This window comes from Halorussus lipolyticus, from assembly GCF_029338375.1.
GTDB lineage: Archaea > Halobacteriota > Halobacteria > Halobacteriales > Haladaptataceae > Halorussus > Halorussus lipolyticus.
This window is the reverse complement of sequence record NZ_CP119804.1, coordinates 1466063-1484314: the sequence shown is the minus strand read 5'-3', so window position 1 is coordinate 1484314 and position 18252 is coordinate 1466063. Positions and strand designations below refer to the sequence as shown.

16 protein-coding genes are annotated in these 18252 nt (G+C 61.1%); 11 read left to right on the top strand and 5 right to left on the bottom strand.

Annotation, left to right across the window (positions count from 1 at the left end):
- The first annotated feature begins 140 nt into the window (after positions 1–140).
- The 5 genes from P2T57_RS07470 to P2T57_RS07450 all read left to right on the top strand — a co-directional run bounded on the left by P2T57_RS07470 (position 141) and on the right by P2T57_RS07450 (position 7601).
- The gene (locus P2T57_RS07470) at positions 141–1727 is read left to right on the top strand and encodes a S8 family serine peptidase (protein ID WP_276301858.1); all 1587 of its coding nucleotides are present in this window, start codon (positions 141–143) and stop codon (positions 1725–1727) included.
- 239 nt (positions 1728–1966) lie between these two features.
- Positions 1967–3574, top strand: a complete 1608-nt coding sequence (locus P2T57_RS07465) for a S8 family serine peptidase (RefSeq protein ID WP_276301857.1) — start codon at positions 1967–1969, stop codon at positions 3572–3574.
- Between the two features lie 124 nt (positions 3575–3698).
- Positions 3699–5264: a S8 family peptidase gene (locus tag P2T57_RS07460; RefSeq protein ID WP_276301856.1), complete on the top strand. Its 1566-nt coding sequence runs from the start codon at positions 3699–3701 to the stop codon at positions 5262–5264.
- A 76-nt stretch (positions 5265–5340) separates the two neighbouring features.
- Positions 5341–7071, top strand: a complete 1731-nt coding sequence (locus tag P2T57_RS07455; protein WP_276301855.1) for a Na+/H+ antiporter — start codon at positions 5341–5343, stop codon at positions 7069–7071.
- A gap of 209 nt (positions 7072–7280) precedes the next feature.
- On the top strand, positions 7281–7601 hold the full coding sequence (locus P2T57_RS07450) for a hypothetical protein (protein ID WP_276301854.1): 321 nt from the start codon (positions 7281–7283) through the stop codon (positions 7599–7601).
- Here P2T57_RS07450 and P2T57_RS07445 read toward each other — a convergent pair.
- Entirely contained in the window at positions 7577–8089 is a 513-nt protein-coding gene (locus tag P2T57_RS07445; RefSeq protein WP_276301853.1) for a hypothetical protein, read from the bottom strand. The genes P2T57_RS07450 and P2T57_RS07445 overlap by 25 nt on opposite strands.
- 129 nt (positions 8090–8218) lie before the next feature.
- On the opposite strand from P2T57_RS07445, the gene P2T57_RS07440 reads away from it, so the two are divergent.
- On the top strand, positions 8219–10294 hold the full coding sequence (locus P2T57_RS07440; protein ID WP_276301852.1) for a hypothetical protein: 2076 nt from the start codon (positions 8219–8221) through the stop codon (positions 10292–10294).
- Between the two features lies 1 nt (position 10295).
- Here the strand turns inward: P2T57_RS07440 and P2T57_RS07435 are convergent, their stop codons facing one another.
- Positions 10296–10430 carry a DUF7503 family protein gene (locus P2T57_RS07435; RefSeq protein WP_276301851.1) on the bottom strand — a complete coding sequence of 45 codons (135 nt, stop codon included), beginning with the start codon at positions 10428–10430 and terminating at the stop codon, positions 10296–10298.
- 231 nt (positions 10431–10661) lie between these two features.
- Between P2T57_RS07435 and P2T57_RS07430 the strand changes: the two genes are divergently transcribed.
- The 5 genes from P2T57_RS07430 (at position 10662) to gcvH (ending at position 13565) form a co-directional block, all read left to right on the top strand.
- Entirely contained in the window at positions 10662–11348 is a 687-nt protein-coding gene (locus P2T57_RS07430; RefSeq protein WP_276301850.1) for a DUF7504 family protein, read from the top strand.
- A 169-nt stretch (positions 11349–11517) separates the two neighbouring features.
- On the top strand, positions 11518–11694 hold the full coding sequence (locus P2T57_RS07425; RefSeq protein ID WP_276301849.1) for a hypothetical protein: 177 nt from the start codon (positions 11518–11520) through the stop codon (positions 11692–11694).
- Between the two features lie 93 nt (positions 11695–11787).
- Complete coding sequence (locus tag P2T57_RS07420) at positions 11788–11967, top strand: hypothetical protein (RefSeq protein WP_276301848.1); 180 nt, start codon at positions 11788–11790, stop codon at positions 11965–11967.
- Between the two features lie 120 nt (positions 11968–12087).
- The gene (gcvT, locus tag P2T57_RS07415; protein WP_276301847.1) at positions 12088–13185 is read left to right on the top strand and encodes a glycine cleavage system aminomethyltransferase GcvT; all 1098 of its coding nucleotides are present in this window, start codon (positions 12088–12090) and stop codon (positions 13183–13185) included.
- Entirely contained in the window at positions 13182–13565 is a 384-nt protein-coding gene (gcvH, locus tag P2T57_RS07410; protein WP_276301846.1) for a glycine cleavage system protein GcvH, read from the top strand. The genes gcvT and gcvH overlap by 4 nt, the downstream gene beginning before the upstream one ends.
- Here the strand turns inward: gcvH and P2T57_RS07405 are convergent, their stop codons facing one another.
- From P2T57_RS07405 to P2T57_RS07395, 3 genes are all read right to left on the bottom strand, one after another.
- Positions 13566–14327 (bottom strand): DUF7504 family protein, encoded by a 762-nt coding sequence (locus tag P2T57_RS07405; protein WP_276301845.1) that lies wholly within the window; start codon positions 14325–14327, stop codon positions 13566–13568.
- Between the two features lie 343 nt (positions 14328–14670).
- On the bottom strand, positions 14671–15555 hold the full coding sequence (locus P2T57_RS07400; protein ID WP_276301844.1) for a La RNA-binding domain-containing protein: 885 nt from the start codon (positions 15553–15555) through the stop codon (positions 14671–14673).
- 252 nt (positions 15556–15807) lie between these two features.
- Positions 15808–18030, bottom strand: a complete 2223-nt coding sequence (locus tag P2T57_RS07395; protein ID WP_276301843.1) for a hypothetical protein — start codon at positions 18028–18030, stop codon at positions 15808–15810.
- Between the last annotated feature and the right edge of the window lie 222 nt (positions 18031–18252).

Genomic DNA, 18252 nt, shown 5'->3' with positions numbered 1-18252 from the left:
TATCTGTTTTAATTTATATTTATACTGTTCTTTCGGGACTTTCTAGACCAGTTATCACTGGTGAAAGGAACCCGAAAACCACTTTATTACAGCGTATGATTAAGATTTAAATAATAGGGGTGCTTTGTGTAGAATGTAGCATGTCAGACGACAGCACACAGCGATTTGACCGCCGTACTTTCCTCAAAGCAACCGGTGCCGTTGGCGCGGCCGCCGCCACTAGTGGCGTTGTAGCCGCAACCCCCGGCCGCGAGCCCGGCCCCAAGAAGGACGAGATTCTCGTCGGCGTCTCCGCCGGTCAGGGCGACGTGGAGAAGAACGTCGCTCAGCACGTCCCCGGTAACGCGGAAGTCGTTCACACGAACGACAACCTCCGCTACGCCGCCGTCAAGTTCCCCAGCTCGGCCAACGAGGAGGCCAAGGCGAACTTCATCGAGACCGTGACCTCGAAAAAGGGCATCAAGTACGCCGAGAAGAACGCAACCCACAAGGCGTTCGCTTCCACGAACGACCCGAAGCGCAGTCAACAGTACGCGCCCCAGCAGGTCGAGTCCCCCTCCGCATGGGACAACGTGAGCGGCTTCGGTGACTCCAGCGTCACCATCGCAGTCGTTGACACTGGTGCCGATTACAACCACGTCGACCTCGACGGGAACTACAAGTCCAACCCCGGCTACGACTTCGTTGACAACGACTCGGACCCCGCTCCGCCGGACCCGTCGAGCGAACAGCACGGCACCCACGTCTCCGGCTGTGCGGCCGCCGTCGTTGACGACGGTACCGGTGTCGTCGGTCAGGGTAACTCCTCGCTCATCAACGGTCGTGCCCTCGGCCCGAACGGCGGTTCCACCTCGGACATCGCCGACGCCGTCGAGTGGGCAACCGACCAAGGCGCGGACATCATCAACATGTCCCTCGGTGGTGGCGGTTACTCGTCCACCATGAAGAACGCCGTCCAGTACGCGGTCAACAACGGCGCGCTCCCCATCTGTGCGGCCGGTAACGACGGTACCAGCTCCGTCTCGTACCCCGCCGCCTACAGCGAATGTATGGCCATTTCCGCCGTGGACTCCAGCGAGAACCTCGCTTCCTTCTCGCAGTACGGCGACGTTGACCTCGCCGCACCCGGTGTGGACGTTCTCTCCACCATCCCGAACGACGACTACGCGGAGTTCAGCGGTACCTCGATGGCGACCCCCGTCACGTCCGGTGTCGCCGGTCTGACTCTCGCCAAGCACAGCTCGCTCGGTCCGAGCGGCCTCCGCAGTCACCTCAAGGCCACGGCGAAGGACATCGGTCTCTCGTCGGACAAGCAGGGCGCAGGTCAGGTCAACGCCTACAACGCGGTCACCACCACGCCCGGCGACGGCGGTGGCGACGACGGTGGCGACGACGGTGGTAGCGGTGACACCACCACCTCGACTGCCAGCGGTTCGCTCAGTAGCTACTACGACTACGACGACTACTCCTACGGTTGGAACTACAGCTCCCCGAGCCAGGTCGAGGTCGTTCTCGACGGACCTTCGGACGCTGACTTCGACCTCTACGTCAACACGGGCACCACCTCGAGCCCGACCACGAGCGACTACGACTACCGCTCCTACACGGCGGACAGTCAGGAGTCCATCCTCATCGACACCCCCGACGACTCGACGGACATGCAGATCCGAGTCGACTCCTACAGCGGCTCCGGTAGCTACGACCTGACCATCACCGAGACGCAGTAACTCGGCTCATTCGGTCTGGTTGCTCCCATTTTTCTTTCGCGCTCGAACGGCTAGCGACTGCGCCGTCCGAATATCGACAGCCGGTGTCGAGTTACCGAGTCAAACCCGATTCGAGCAATCGATAAAATGTCAGAAATAAATTCATATTGGAATCAATATTTCACCTTTCAGGTTCTGACTTTTAGTTACTATCTCTAAGTAAAATATTAATAGGTGGGGTGTAATGTATCCCATACCGCATGGCAGACAAAGACATGCAAAATTTCGACCGACGTACATTTCTGAAAGCAACCGGCGCGGCCGGCGCGGCCGCCGCCACCAGCGGTGTTGCGGCGGCAACCCCCGGCCGTGACCCCGGTCCCAAGAAGGACGAAATCCTCGTGGGTGTCTCCGCCGGTCAGGGAGACGTTGAGCAGAAGGTCGCTCAGCACGTGCCCGGTAACGCGGAAGTCGTTCACACCAACGACACGCTCCGCTACGCCGCCGTCAAGTTCCCCAGCCAAGCCAGCGAGAAGGCCAAGGCGAACTTCATCGACGCCGTCACCTCGAAGGACGGCATCAAGTACGCCGAGAAGAACAAGACCTTCCAGACGCAGGCTACCCCCAACGACCCCGACTTCGGTAGCCAGTACGCGCCCCAGCAGGTCGAGTCCGACCGCGCATGGGACACCACGTTCGGCGACTCCAGCGTCACCATCGCCATCGTGGACACCGGCGCGCAGTACAGCCACCCGGACCTCTCGGCTAACTACAAGTCCAACCCCGGCTACGACCACGTAGACAGCGACTCGGACCCCGCCCCGGACGTGCCGCAGGACGAGTACCACGGCACTCACGTCTCCGGCTGTGCCGCGGCCACCGTGGACAACGGTACCGGCGTTGCGGGTCAGGGTAACTCCTCGCTCATCAACGGTCGCGCGCTCGACGAGAACGGCTCGGGTTCGACCTCCGACATTGCCGACGCCGTCGAGTGGGCCGCAGACCAAGGCGCGGACATCATCAACATGTCCCTCGGTGGCGGTGGCTACACCTCCACGATGAAGAACGCTGTGAGCTACGCGGTCAACAACGGCGCGCTCCCCATCTGTGCCGCGGGTAACAACGGCTCCAGCTCCGTCTCGTACCCCGCCGCCTACAGCGAGTGTATGGCCATCTCCGCGGTTGACTCCAACGAGAACCTCGCGTCCTTCTCGCAGTACGGCGACGTCGACCTCGCCGCACCCGGCGTGGACATCCTCTCGACCACGACCCAGACCCGCGGAAGCTACGAGAAGCTCTCGGGTACCTCGATGGCGACCCCCGTCACGTCCGGTGTCGCCGGTCTGACCCTCGCCCAGCACAGTTCGCTCGGCGTCAGTGGCCTCCGTAGCCACCTCAAGGCGACCGCCAAGGACATCGGTCTGTCCTCGGACAAGCAGGGCGCAGGCCAAGTCAACGCCTACAACGCAGTCACCACCACGCCCGGCGACGGCGGCGGCGGCGGCGGTGGCGGCGACGACGGTGGCGACGGTGGCGACGGTGGCGACGGCTCCACCTCCTCGACCGTCAGTGACTCCCTGAGCAGTTCCTACGACTACGACGACTACAGCTGGAACTGGGAGTACAGCTCGCCGAGTCAGATCGTCGTGGAACTGTCGGGTCCCTCGGACGCCGACTTCGACCTCTACGTCAACGAGGGCACCACGACGAACGCGACCCCGAGCAACTACGACTACGCGTCGTACTCCACCAACAGTCAGGAGTCCATCACCATCGACAACCCGGACACCTCGACGGCGCTCCAAATCGACGTGGATTCCTACAGCGGGTCGGGCAGTTACGACCTGACCATCACCGAGTACCAGTAATCCGACCGTCTCGGTCCGATTGCTCCCATTTTCTTTCGCGTGCGTCGCCCGGTAGCGACCGCAGTCTCCTCGTCACGTGTATCCGACCCTAGATTTTAGGTTATCTAATTAGAAATAAAAACCTATGTCGGATTACCATCAGTTCGGCCGACGGAGGTTTCTCGAGGCCACTGGCGGTGCGGGTGCGGCCGCACTCGTCGGAACCGGCGGCGCAGTCGCCGGGCCGGGACGTTCCCCCGGCCCGAAGGAGAGCGAGATTCTGGTCGGCGTCTCGGCCGGCCGGGACCTCCGGGGGACCGTCGAACCCCACGTCCCCGCCGAGGCCGAAATCGCCCACGAGAACCGGACCCTGCGCTACCTCGCGGTCGGATTCCCCGCAGAGGACGCCGAGGAGGCCCGGCGAAACTTCGCCGAGGAGGTCCCACAAGTCGAGGGCGTCAAGTACGTCGAGGAGAACGCGACTCACCGGACCCAGTTGACGCCCAACGACCCGCAGTTCGGGAGCCAGTACGCGCCCAAACAGGTGCGGGCCGACGATGCGTGGGACATCACGCAGGGGTGTTCGGACGTGACCGTGGCGGTTATCGACACGGGGTGTCAGTACGACCACCCCGACCTCAAGCCGAACTTCGCGTCGAATCCCGGACGGGATTTCGTAGACAACGACTCGGACCCGTATCCGGACGCGCCCGCCGACGAGTATCACGGAAGCATCGTCGCGGGCCTCGCCTGCGGCGCGACAGACAACGGCGAGGGCATCGCGGGCATCGGCAACTGCACGCTCATCAACGGTCGCGCCCTCGACGAGAACGGTTCGGGTTCGACTGCCGACATCGCCGATGCAATCATGTGGGCCGCGGACGAGGGCGCGGACATCATCAACATGTCCTTCGGCGGCGGTGGCTACACCGAAACGATGAAAAACGCCGTGAGCTACGCGGCCAATCAGGACTGTTTGATGGTCTGTGCGGCGGGCAACGACGGGTCCAGCACGGTCAGTTATCCCGCGGCCTACAGCGAGTGCATGGCCATCTCGGCGGTCGATTCGAGCGAGAATCTGGCGTCGTTCTCCCAGTACGGTTCGAGCGTGGACCTCTGTGCGCCCGGCGTCGATATTCTCTCGACCACGACGGAGACCCGAGGCAGTTACGAGCGGTTCTCCGGCACCTCGATGGCCACGCCCGTCGTCTCCGGAGTCGCCTGCCTGACCCTCTGTCAGTGGGATTCGCTCACCAGCGTCGAACTCCGGACTCACCTCAAGGAGACGGCCAAGGACATCGGTCTCTCGTCGGACAAGCAGGGCGCGGGGCAGGTCAACGCCTACAACGCGGTCACGACCGACCCGAACCCCATCGGCACCGCTCGTGGCGACTCCGTGCGCACCACTATCAGCGACTCGCTCACGGGTTCCTCGGACTACGACGACTGGGAGTACACGTGGGAGTTCGACAATCCGAGCGAGGTCACGGTCGAACTCTCGGGTCCCTCGGACGCCGACTTCGACCTCTACATCAACACCGGCACCACGCTCAAGGCGACCCCCAGCAACGCGGATTACAGCGTGAGAAGCCCCGGTAGCCAAGAGCAGGTCCTCATCGAGAATCCCGACGACTCGACGCCGATGCAAATCGACGTGGACTCCTACAGCGGGTCGGGAAGCTACGACCTCACCATCACCGAGTACGAGTAGCGACCCCGGCGATTTTCCCGCGAGAAATCCCTCGGCGGGCCACGGACGTTAATGGCCGTGCGAGTCTATTCGGTGTATGGTCGCCGAGACTGGAATCGCGGCCGAACTAATCGACCTGCTGTCAGTGTTCGTCATCGCGGCGGGTGTCGGCGTCTTCGTCGCCAAAATCGGCCGGTTTCCCTACACGATTGCGCTCCTGCTCGCCGGACTCGCAGTGTCGATTCTGGGTCTCACCATCGACATCGAACTCTCCCACGACCTCATCCTGCTGGTCTTTCTGCCGCCGCTGTTGTTCGAGGGCGCGGCCACCACCGACCTCGAACACTTCCGGGCGAACATCTCGCACATACTGGTGCTGGCCGTCGTCGGGTTGATAACCGCCATCCTGTTACTCGGGGTCGTCGGCCACTTCGCGTTCGGGTTCCCCCTGCTCGTCTCACTTCTGTTCGCGGCGATGATTCTGCCGACCGACCCCGTGTCGGTGCTGGCGCTGTTCGAGGAGCTAGGCGCACCCGAACGCCTGTCGGTCCTCGTGGAGGGCGAGAGTCTGGTCAACGACGGGGTGGGCGTCGTCATCTTCTCGACGCTGTTCGCGCTGGTCGTCGAGTCCACCGACGCCGGGACCGACCTCGCGGAACTCGTCACGCTCGACACCATCGCCGGCGCGTCCGCCGACATCGTGGTCGCCAGCACGGGCGGCGCGGTGGTCGGATTGGTCGCGGGCCTCGCAGTGTATCAGGTCATGTACCGCCTCGACGAACACATGACCGAAATCGTGCTGACGCTGGTGCTGGCCTACGGAAGCTTCCTGCTGGCCGAACACACCCTGAGCGACGCCATCGGCGGCTACTACTTCAGCGGCGTCATCGCCACCGTCACCGCGGGCCTGCTCATCGGCAACCGAGGAGCAGAGCGCGCCATGAGCGCCCAGACCAAGATTTCGGTGTTCAACACGTGGGACACCGCGGCCTTTCTGGTCAACACGCTCATCTTCCTGCTCATCGGCGCGAAGACGCCCATCCATCAGGTGCTGACCCACGGCCGACTCATCCTGCTGGCCATCCCGCTGGTCGTGCTTGCCCGCGGGGCGGTGGTCTACCCCCTCGTCGCCGCCGTCAACCGATTCGTGAACCGACCGGTGCCCTTCGACTACCAGCACATCATGGTCTGGGGCGGACTTCACGGCTCGATTCCCATCGCGCTGGTGCTGGGTCTGCCGCCGAACTTCCCGCATCGGGACGAACTACGCGCGATGGTGTTCGGAGTCGCGGCGTTCAGTCTGGTCGTACAGGGCCTGACGATGGGCAACGCGATGGGCTATCTGGACATCGTGACGCGCTCTGACGCCGAGGAGTTGTACGAACTCCTCGTGGGGCGCGCTCGGGCGGTGGACGCCGCGCTCGAATCGGCCCGACGGCTTCACGACGCAGGCGAACTCTCCGCCAGCGTCTACGAGGACTTCCAAGGGGAGTACGAGCGCGAGAAGACGGACCTGAACGAGGCCATCTCCCAACTGCTGGAGAACAACCCCGAACTCCGCCGCGAGGAGTTGTTGGTCGGCGAACGCCGGGTCCTCAAACAGGAAAAGAGCGCCCTCATGGACGCGATGCGAAACGGGACGGTCAGCGACGACGTGGGCCGACGCCTCATCGAGGAGATAGACCTCAAACTCGACCGGGTGCAGTCGGGCGAGAGTACGGTCAGCGACCGACCGGAGCGCGAGGGCTACGAGGAGTTCTGGCGCTCGCAGGCCCAAGAGTACGGTCTCGAACTGCCCTTCGAGGCGGGCGAACCGAGCGACGACTGAGGTGGAAACGCTTCCGCGTCGGTGAAATCTCGTCTGCGGTGCTGTGCGGCTGTGGAATTATATAGTTATCTTAAAGACATAATTTAGTTTCCTTAGGAAGTATTTGTATTTCTTTTCTCGGTCCACGGTCCTCCTGCCAAGGTTCAAATACGATACCGAACCAACTCGTCCCGACCGGCGCGCGGAACGCACCTGCCGGTCCGACAACCATGACGAACTGCTACAACTGCGGTCACACCGGTACGTTCGTATTGCTCGTCCAACTCGCGCTCGCGGTCCCCGGTCCCGACGCTGACGCATCCGACGCGGATGCACCCGATGCTGGCGCGCCCGGCGCTGACCAGACACGTCCCGAGGACGATGCGGCCGCTTCCGACGCCGGAGCGTCCGACGGGGCACTCGACATCGAGGAGACCCCCGACTCGGGCGGCCTCCGTCTGGCGGTCCAATGCCCGGCCTGCGAAAGCACCGATGTCGGCATCGAGGCCGACGACCTGCTGGCGCGCTATCGGTCGAGAACCACGTCGTAGCGGTCGGTGGCCGCCGCGTCGTTTTCTGTACGCCTGTCGGGGCCGCGAGGGTCCTCCTCGCCGTGGGTCTCGTCGCCGGTTTCGCCCGCGCCGGTCCAGACAACCAGTCGCGCGTCTACTTGGCGCGCGGCGTCGGCGAGTCGTCGCTCCAGAAAGTCGGCGACCTCCTCGCTCCACCACGACCGAATCTGGTCGCGTTCACAGAGCCATACCGCTCGGGGGTCGCGCGCCGCGGTCAGGTCCTCTGCGCAGTCGGCCGCCGGACCGACCTCCGCGCCGTCGTACTCGCGGACAGTCCGGCCGCTCGGGGCTTGGGCGGTCACGTACAGCGGTGCGCTTCGGCCGTCGGGACCGACCGAACGGGCGATGCCCGGCGCGAGGGTTACGGTGTCGGGCGGCCGCGAGGGTGCGCTCGCTCCGCGGACCAGCGCGGTTCGGGCACCGGTTTGGTCCAACCGCGAGCAGATTTGATTCATCCGAGTAGTCATTAGCGACTATCGAGCCGTAATCGCCAACTATCCATAACAGTACCGGAATTCGGGGCGGCGGGTCGGAGCCGATTTCTTGTCGGCTTTTCAGGTAAAACTATAAACACAGCAAGGCACGCTTCACAACGAATGGAGTTCGACGTTCCCGACGACCGAACAGGGGTCCGTATCTTCGACCCCATCGAGAACGCCCGGTTCGAGTTGTACACCCCCGAGTCCGTCGAACTGGAACCGGCATCGACCGACGAGTTCCACTTTCCGGTGAACTACGCGGTCGGATTCGACGCGCGAGCGGTCGAGGTCCCGAAACTCGTCTCGACCGTGGTTCGGAGTCGAGACGGCGAGATGCTGGCCGACGCGACCGCGAGCGAAATCCAGACGTTCGAGACCGGCACGTACCTCGTCGAACTCCAGAGTACGCCGATGAAACTCTACCTCACGGTCGAGGGGCCGATGGAAATCCATCCCGGCGAAACGTCGGTGACGGTCAAATTCGGCGAGAACCGGCACGTCCGGGTCGGCGCGCGGTCCTTCCACGAGCGTCCAGTCGGCACCATCACCGTGACCGACGAGATAGAGGACGTGATGGCGGCGATTTCGCACTTCGGGTCCGCGCTCAAGACCACCACCTGCGAGCGGTCGTTTCCGACGCTCCGTGGGCACCCGCCCCGCATCGAACGCGGCGACGAGTTCGACGTGTTGGACGGCATCGAGAAACCCGATACGGGTGTCGAACTCGTCCTGCCGCCCGACCGCGAGTACGTGTATCCGGCCTCGTCGCTGGCGTACTACCTCGGCGCGGAGGTCGTTCCGGGGTCGGACCCGCGACTGGTGGCGGGCGACTTCGAGTACGCCCTCGACGGGCCGGGTGGCTACGAGGCCACGGTGAATCGGGTCCTCAAGCAGGTGTTCTTCCTCGATTGTCTGACTCGGACCGAGGGCTACTACCCGGTCGAACTCCACGAGCGCCAGCAGGTCGAACCCTCGGTGGACCTCGATTTCGCCGACCTCTACGACCGGCCGCTGGCCGCCCAACTCCCCGCCTACCTCTCGGTGCCCTTCGAGGTGCTGGAACCGCACCTGCTCGACTGGCACTTGACGACCGACATCGCGTCCTCGGCCGAGAACGTGGCGGCCCTGCCCTACTTCGCCGACGAACTCTCACTTCTGCGGACGCCAGACGACCCGCAGGCCCACTCGGTCGAACCCGCGGTAGAGAGCGTCGAGCGGTTCACCCGGTCGGCAGTCGCGGAGGGCGATTTCACCCGGTCGGCCAGCGACGACGCCGACTGGAACGACGAGATGTTTCAGGTCGAACCCGCCGAGACCATCGAACACGCGTGGGTCGGCGAGGGCTACCCCATCAACGCCAACAAAGTCACCATCGACTCCCTGCACCGCGAGGCCGAGCGCACCGCGCCCGACGACTCGGCAATCGAGGTCCACGTCGTCTGCAACGACCCGCGGATGGCCGAGGAGAACGTGGTCGGCGAGTTCTACGGTCGCCGGGACTTCGTGAACTACGAGGTCGAAATTCACGACGAGACCACCACCGACGAACTCGCCGCGCTGTTCGAGTCGGAGTCCGACTTCCTGCACTACATCGGCCACGTGGACGCGAAGGGCTTCCAGTGCGACGACGGCTATCTCGACGCCGAATCGCTGGACTCGGTGGGCGTCGAGGCCTTCCTGCTGAACGCCTGCCGGTCCTACGAGCAGGGCGCGACGCTGGTCGAGAAGGGGAGTCGCGGCGGCGTGGTCACGCTGGCCGAGGTGGTTCACTCCTCGGCGACGAAAATCGGTCGGGCGCTGGCGAGACTGCTCAACTCCGGCTTTTCGCTCCGGTCGGCGCTGAATATTGCGAAAGATGAGGTCGTGGTGTCAATCGAGTACGTGACTGTCGGAGATGGCGGGTTGACGTTGTGTGAGAGTGAAAGCGGAAGTCCGCTAAAATACCGAATTCAGCGAGGTGAGGATGGGTATTTGGTCAGCAAGTATTCGTACGTCAACTCTACCCACCGGCTCGGAACGCTAGCGCGGTCAACAGTAGAGGAGACGACTCGCTATCTGGGGTCCGGTCTCATCGGGACATTTGAGGTAACACGCGACGAAGTAGACTCAATTCTTGACAAGGCACTTGTTCCGGTAGAAATTGATGGCGAACTCTGCTGGAGTCAGGACATTTCTGCGTCTGATTTAGATTAGTTCAGGGTCCGGGAGTCATACTTGCGCCATTCGCCGCCGCACTTCCAGCGTGCGCGAGGGCCAGACTCATCGTGAACAGGAAACCGACTAGTCGGGGGTGCTGTGCGATTCGTTCGAGGGTTTCGTTCTGCGTCATCCATTTCAGACGACCACCTGTCAGAAACTATATTTTTCTAAAGTATTCTACCATGAAATATATGGGAAAAACCCGATGATTTCAATTGAAGTAAATACTAAATGCCATTTCACACTCGAATGGTAAAAGCTTGTCTGAGAGTCTCACGCTCTGTGTCGCGTCGTCGCTCGGCTCCCAACCAGTCGGATTTTCCGGAAATTTTATCAGAAACACCTCCGACAAAATACGTATATGACGACGGAGCTACGGTTTCGCGGCGGGTCCAACGCCCGCTTCTCGAAATGGCTCGCCAATCTCAAGCAGGTCGGAAGCAACATTCTCGTCACCGGCGAGGTCCCCGACTCGGTATCCGCGCAGGCCTCTCGCAACTTCTTCGGGTGCGCGGACCGCCGGTTTCGCGTCCTCGGGTTGACCGACCAGTCGATTACGAGCGCCGAGGCCCGACTTCCCGACGAGACCTCCTCGGACGACCCCACGACGTGGATTATCGACCAGCGCCAAGGCGAGCGGTCGGTCCCCGCGACTGCTTCGGGCGTGACCGACGAGTTGAACCCCCTGCAAACCGACGACGCCCGCCAGCTCCGCGAGGAGGTACAGACCGCGATTAGTTTCTACGACGAGCAAGCCGACGGCCTCGACCCGGCGGAACTCCGCGTGGGCGTCGATTCGCTCTCGCCGCTCGTCCAGCAGGACCTCAACGCCACCGAGCGCGCCCTCCAGACGCTCGGCGAGACGGTCCGGGGTGTGCAGGGCATGGCCCACTACCACCTCCGCGTCCCGGCCGACAGCGAAATCGTCGAGGACCTGATGCACCTTTTCGACGCCCGCGTCGAACTCCGGAAGCGTCCTCGGCGCGACCCAGAACAGCGGTGGTACGCGCCCGACATCGACGCCGCGACCCCGTGGATGGGCCTCTGAGCGACCGACCCGAAACCACCACCCGTAGCTCTGCTGTCACTTTCCTTCCCGTCCGACGTTTCCTCCGAGCAGTCCTCCGAGCGTTCGAAGCCGTCGTGTAGTCAATATAGTCAAAATAGCTTAAATAGCTAACAATCCATAAAAACGCCGAAATACAAGCCGGGAGTAGATGAGCGACAAAACGACGGAGCAGATACTCGGCACCACAAAAATATCAGACCGCTGGCGTATCAGTTTCCTCGAAGCGGTCCGCGAGGAACTCGCGGGCGACGACGATGAGGTCGAGGAGGGCGACCGACTCGTCTATAAAATCTCAGATGGAAAAGTCGTAATCGAGTTGGCTTAATTACCTATAATCCGTCAGCAATTCCACCAACTCGGGATTGTAGTCGAAATAGCTAAGAGTCCATAACAACACCGATGCCGAAGACGGGCGTAGATGAGTGAAGACGATTCCGAGGAGAAAATACTCGGTACGACGACAGTAACCCAGCGATGGCGAATCAGTCTCATCAAGGCGGTCCGAGAGGAGTTCGCCGACGACGGACTCGAAGTCGAAGAAGGTGACCGTCTCGTCTACAAACTCCGAGACGGTCAGATTGTCGTCGAACCGGCATAAACGCGCCAGCGTGACGGCGCGAACCGGTCGGTTCGGAGTACAGTAGTTTACTCGAAAGCGAGTGATTGTCAGGCGTCCGGAAGACAAAGCATTACGTACCGGGCGTGCAACCCTTCCAGTATGACCCTTCGGAAGCCGCCACTGCGCGACGTTCACGCCGCCGAGGGAGCGACGTTCACCGAGTTCGGTGGGTGGGACATGCCCGTCGAGTTCGACTCCATCAAGGTCGAACACCGAGCAGTCCGCGACGAGGCGGGCATCTTCGACGTGTCCCACATGGGCCAAATCGAAGTCTCCGGCCCCGACGCCGACGCGCTGATGCAGAAGCTCACGACAAACGACGTGAGCGAACTCGGCCACGGCGACTCCCACTACTCGATGATTACCGACGAGGAGGGGACGATTCTGGACGACACCGTGGTCTACCGGCTTCCGGCCGACCACGACGCCGAGTTCCTTTTCGTGCCCAACGCGGGCCACGACGAGCAGATGCACCAGCGCTGGACCGACCACCGCGACGAGTGGGACTTGGACGCCACGGTCCACAACGCCACCGACGAGTACTGCATGTACGCGATTCAGGGGCCTGACGCCCCGAACCTCGTGAACTCGGCGGCCGAGGGTTCGGTCTCGGACATCTCGAAGTTCGAGGGGCGATACGTCGAGTTCGCCGGCGCTGACTGCTGGACCGCCCGCACCGGCTACACCGGCGAGGACGGCTTCGAGGTCATCGTCCCGACCGATTCGGCCGAGGCCGTCTGGGACCTGTTCGACTGCCAGCCCTGCGGTCTCGGGTCGCGCGACACCCTCCGGATGGAACAGGGCTTCCTGCTGTCCGGGCAGGACTTCGACGCCGACGAGAACCCCCGCAACCCCTACGAGGCGGGCGTCGGGTGGACGGTCAAACTCGACACCGAATTCGTGGGCCGGGATGCCTTGGAGCAGGCCAGCGAGGAGGGCGTCGAAGAGGAGTTCGTCGGCATCAAACTCGTGGACCGCGGGGTCCCGCGCCACGGCTACGACATCACCGACACCGACGACCACGTTATCGGCGAGGTCACCAGCGGGACGATGAGTCCCACCCTCTCCGAACCTATCGCGCTCGGCTACGTACCGACCGACTCCTCGGACCCCGGCACCGTCGTCCGGGTCGTGGTTCGGGGGCAGTCGAAAAAAGCTAAGATTGCGAGTACGCCATTTCTGAGTGACGACCAATGAGCTTCGAAGTTCCCGACGACCGAAAGTATCTCGAATCGCACGAGTGGGTAGACGACGCGGACGACACCGCCAAAATCGGCATCTCCGACTTCGCGCAGGACGAACTCGGCGACGTGGTGTTCGTCGAACTCCCGAGCGAGGGCGACGACCTCGCGGCCGGCGACGAGTTCGGCGTGGTCGAGTCCATCAAGGCCGTCTCGGACCTCTACTCGCCAGTCAGCGGCACCGTCACCGCGGTCAACGACGCGCTGGCCGACCAGCCGGAACTCGTCAACGACGACCCCTTCGGCGAGGGCTGGATGGTCGAGGTGGAGTTGGCGGAGGACAGCGGCATGGACGACCTGCTGACCGCCGACGAGTACCGCGAGCAGATAGAATAGTTAAATCGACGCCCATCCGATGGTCAGGTCCTTACTCGGGACGTGCCATCGTTGCTTGCCGACTCGGCCATCCTCGGCCGTGTCGTCCAACTGAATTTCTACGATAGCGTCCATATCGTCGGCGAATAGTTGTACGACCTCGCTGTCGTAGGGTTTCGGCAGAATATAATGGGCCATCGCGTCGTGGTCCCGGACGTAGCCCCCGACGATGCGAAGACAGCGCCGAACGACCTCCTCGCCGTAGTGGTCGAGAAGCGGCTCCAGCGAGTCGATACCGACTCGGAGGTCTCCCGGATGGAGCGAGTCGCCGCGATTTGCGAACTCCTCGATAGCTTCGACCAGCGCGGACTGAAGCCCGGCCAACTGCGGGTCCGCGATACGGGTCTCCTTGACGCCAGCGAGGTCCGGCGGGGTGGTCGGGTCCGTCGCGGCCGTGACCGACCGGAGCGCCCCGGCGTGGTTGAGAACGTGGGTCGTCTCGCCGACCGGGCGTGGCGACTCGCTCGGGTCGGGGAGTCGCTCGGCGATGCTCTCCGGAGTTGCGTCCGTAACTGCAAGGGTACGATAGCGAACCACGTCGTCGTCCCCCAACATCCGGGAACTCGCCTGCGTGAACAACTCTCGCGGCGCGTCGCCGACGACGAGAAGATTGCACCCGGTGGATTTCAACTCGTTCAGGAGGTCGAGAAAGTCCGCGAAATCGTCGTCGGGAGGCGATTCGTCGGACCCACGTTTGAAATCGCGGGGGTTTGAGGACGACATGGGTGTTGTTAGAGTTGTCATTTTCAGGGCAAATTTATAAAATTTCCCTCTCTATTCTTGTAGATATAACCGTCTCGTTGTCCTATGTCTATTGCGCGTCCGAAGCTATCGGTGCAGATGCGTACCACCCAACCCTTATTTAAATTAATATCAATTATGGAACTACAGTGGAAAGTTGGAAGGTGCTACATTTGGTAATAGGATAATACGATGGCACAGTTTGATTTCACCGATTGGTCTCATGGGTTACTCCTTGCCATAGACGTGACTTGGATACTCGCACTGACTTTAAATAATAGCGACCTCGGAACTGCCATTTGTTGTGCAAAACCGGGGCCATAGGTCACTTACTGAAAGCATATTCACTCCAGACCAACGTTTGGTTATCTATTAACGGGTACTGATACTTAGACATTTGTTCATCAAGATTGGAAAACGTAGTGATGAAATCAGTATATTCACCAACAGCGACATAATATTTCTCGTCATTTAGAAAAGCGGGTTTAAAATTCGTCCCAAGTCCGTAGCCCTGAGCAGGATACGCATAGGGAATCACGCTAATTTTCTCCGCGCCCCTATTAATAGTCTTAATATGACATAGCGTCGGGATTCCACTCTCGCATTGCGCTACCACAACACTGGGATTACCGATAACTACGTATCTATCACCAGTTGAAACGTACCTACGAATAATTTTCATCGTGGCACCGATACCAAACCCGTAATGAAGCAGTCGCGCTAAGGTTTCACCGACTTCGACTGCACCGGAATTAAACAAGTCGGCAAGGCTCACGATTGCCGCATTTGCTCCCGCTTTCACCAGTTCGGTGCCTTGGTCGTGCGAGCGACAGCCATTCAGAAGTACGGTCGTCGCGTTGACCTCCTCGACGGTTCCGGCGTCCAAGATGCCGTTGTGACACTCGAAACCCTGTCCGTCGATGTGACCGATGAAGTGGAACACGTCGTGGTCCTCGGCGAGGAGGTTCCGTAGTTCGCCAGTCGAGAGGCCCGCTTTCGAGGTCACGTCGGCCGGTACGTCGTCTCGACTGCCGTAGATTTCGCCGACCGAGGACAATTCCTCGCGCATTCGGTCGTCGTTGCAGACCACCGCGATGTCGATGGTCCCGTCCGATGGTTCGGGCGTCTCGTTGGCGAACGCCTCCTTGAGGAGCTTCGTCCCGCGAATCGGCGTGCCCTCGCCGACCCACGCCTGTTCCAGCGCGTCCACCTCCGGGAGAGTTACGTACTTGTCCTATTTTATTATATGTAAAGACGGTGTTCAAATATTATTCATATTCTACAATAGTGGAAAATTGGAAGGTGCTACACTCATTAGCAGGATATACGATGAGAAAACCGGACATCATAAGGAGAATTAAAGAAAGTCAGAAAGTAGTCGAGATTATTTGGTTTGTGTCTGTAACCATGGTAGATTTAGGAATCGAAATTGAAAAATGCTGTGCAAAAGTTGGACCATAGACTACATCTCAGTCAGGAATTCCCGTCCCCAAATTAATTCTTCATTCAATATTATGGGTTCATAATCTGCCGAAATCCAGCTTTTCAGTCTATTAGTCGTGATATTAGTATCGACGTGTTCTCCGATGGCTAGATGGTAATAGTCAGTTTCGAATATCTCTGGCTCAAAGACCGTACCAATCCCGATTTCCGGAATTGGATATGCCATTGAATTAACATTGAGAACTTCTGCTTCACCGAACTTTTCGGTTACATGGCACAGTATCGGTAGAAATCCATCGCATGGTACTACAGAAACACCGGGATTCCCAACAACTACGTATCGGTTGCCAATTGACGTATATTCTCGGATAATCTTCATAGAAGTCCCAACGGCAAATCCATGGTAGAGCAACCGAGTCAGCGCCACGCCTATTTCAGACGCACCGGAATTAAACAAGTCGGCAAGACTCACGATTGCCGCATTCGCTCCTGCCTTCACTAACTCGATACCTTGGTCGTGTGAGCGACAGCCATTTAGAAGGGCAATTGTCGCGTTGACTTCCTCGACAGTCGCGGCATCCAAGACACCATCCGGACACTCGAAGCCCTGCCCATCGATGTGACCAATGAAATGGAATACGTCGTGGTCCTCAGCGAGCAAGTCGCGTAGTTCGCCAGTTGATATACTGATTTCAGAGGTAACGCTAACCGGTGCATCCTCCCGACTGCCGTAGATTTCGCTGACTAAATCGTGTTCTTCTACCATTTTCTCGTCGTTGCAGACCACCGCGATGTCGATGGTCCCGTCCGATGGTTCGGGCGTCTCGTTGGTAAACGCCTCTTTGAGAAGCTTCGTCCCGCGAATCGGCGTGCCCTCGCCGACCCACGCCTGTTCCAGCGCGTCCACCTCCGGGAGCGTCACGTACTCGTCCAAGTCCGGCACGCCCGAGGCCGAGCCATCCGACTCGCCGTCTCTGCGTAGCGTCGGCGCGTCCGCGGACCGGTAGAAATCCTCGACAGCGGCGGCCTCGCTCGCGCCGGGCCGCCGGAGAAACGACCCGAGTGCGTCGTCCAGTTCGTCGTCGATTTCGGCGCTGTCCGCCGACTCCTCGGGCGTGACCTTCGGCCGCACCAGCGAGAGGTCGTTGACGAGGTAGGGCAAGAGTTCGGCCTCCTCGGGACCGGGGTTCTCCTCGGTGTGCGTGACGCGATGCCACGGCGAGGAGATAGCGTCGATTGCCTCGTCCGGGACTGAGAGGTACACCGCGAGTCGCTCGGCGGGCGAGGACTCGTAGAGGCCAGCGAAGTCCAACTCCACGTCGGCGCGGGATTCGAGGACGTTGCGCTCGTGGAGTTCGTCGGGGTACAGGCCCTCGGTGCGGACCACGCAGTCGAGGAAGAAGACTCGCTTGAGGAGGTCCTCGGTGGCGTCGGCGATTTCGCCCGGTTCGTCACCGAGGTAGTGGGCGGCCCCGCTGTCGGCGGTGACGTGAGCGCCGTCGCCGGGGACGACTTCCGCGCCGAGGTAGTACGCCAGCGGCGCGACGGTGTAGACCGCCCAGTACTCCGAGGGGACCGTTATCCGGATTCCCGTGTCGGGCGCGTCGAGGTCCGAGGGAATGTCGAGTTCCTCGCCGCGCTCGATTCGCGGCGGGTGCCCGCGGAGCGTCGGCCACGCACGCTCCGGCGAGAGGGTCTTGAGCGCAGACGAGAACGTCGAGACGGCTTTCATCATCGCGTCGGGGTCGTCCGGGACCGTAATCGTCGCGCCGGGTGCGCTGTGGTACGACCGCGCGCCGATTTCGATGGCGGCATCGTCGCCGAACTCGAAGACTACCTCGTCGGTCGTCGCTTCGATGCGGACGCGCCCCGAGACCCGCAGATACACTTTGATAGGCGAATGGAGTTCCAGTAGGTAGTCGTCGGCCGTGAGGTCGTGGGACGACGGGCTATCGACCGACCGAAGCGGGTCGCCGTCGAACGTTCGCACGTCCACCGGCAAGAGATACGGCAGGCGAATCTCGCCGACCGAAATCCGGCAGGCCGTATCGACCGGGAACTCGAACGGTTCGGTGTCGGCGGGCGTCGGGTCTGCCGGTTCGTCCGTGCGGAGCGAGAAGTAACGATTTTCGACCGGGTCGATGAGGTCGAGTCCGGTCTCGTCGGACGGTAACTCGAATCTCGGATGGAGGGACATCGGTTGGAACTCCTCGACTGTACGTCGGTGGTCGAAGGCCGTCATTAAAAACCCTCGGACGACCAATCATCTCCCGGTGTCTCCTCGGGCCATATAATGAAACTCAATTGTGTTAGCCATATCTATAGCCCTCAAAGACTTATTTACGTTTCTCCGTGCGTCGATAGCTTGAGGACTCGGTTCACGGTCCGCCACTCCCGTCCAGTCGAGTCACACCACCGAGGCGAACGCCTCCGAGCAGTTAACCGGAGAACGCAACCGAATACC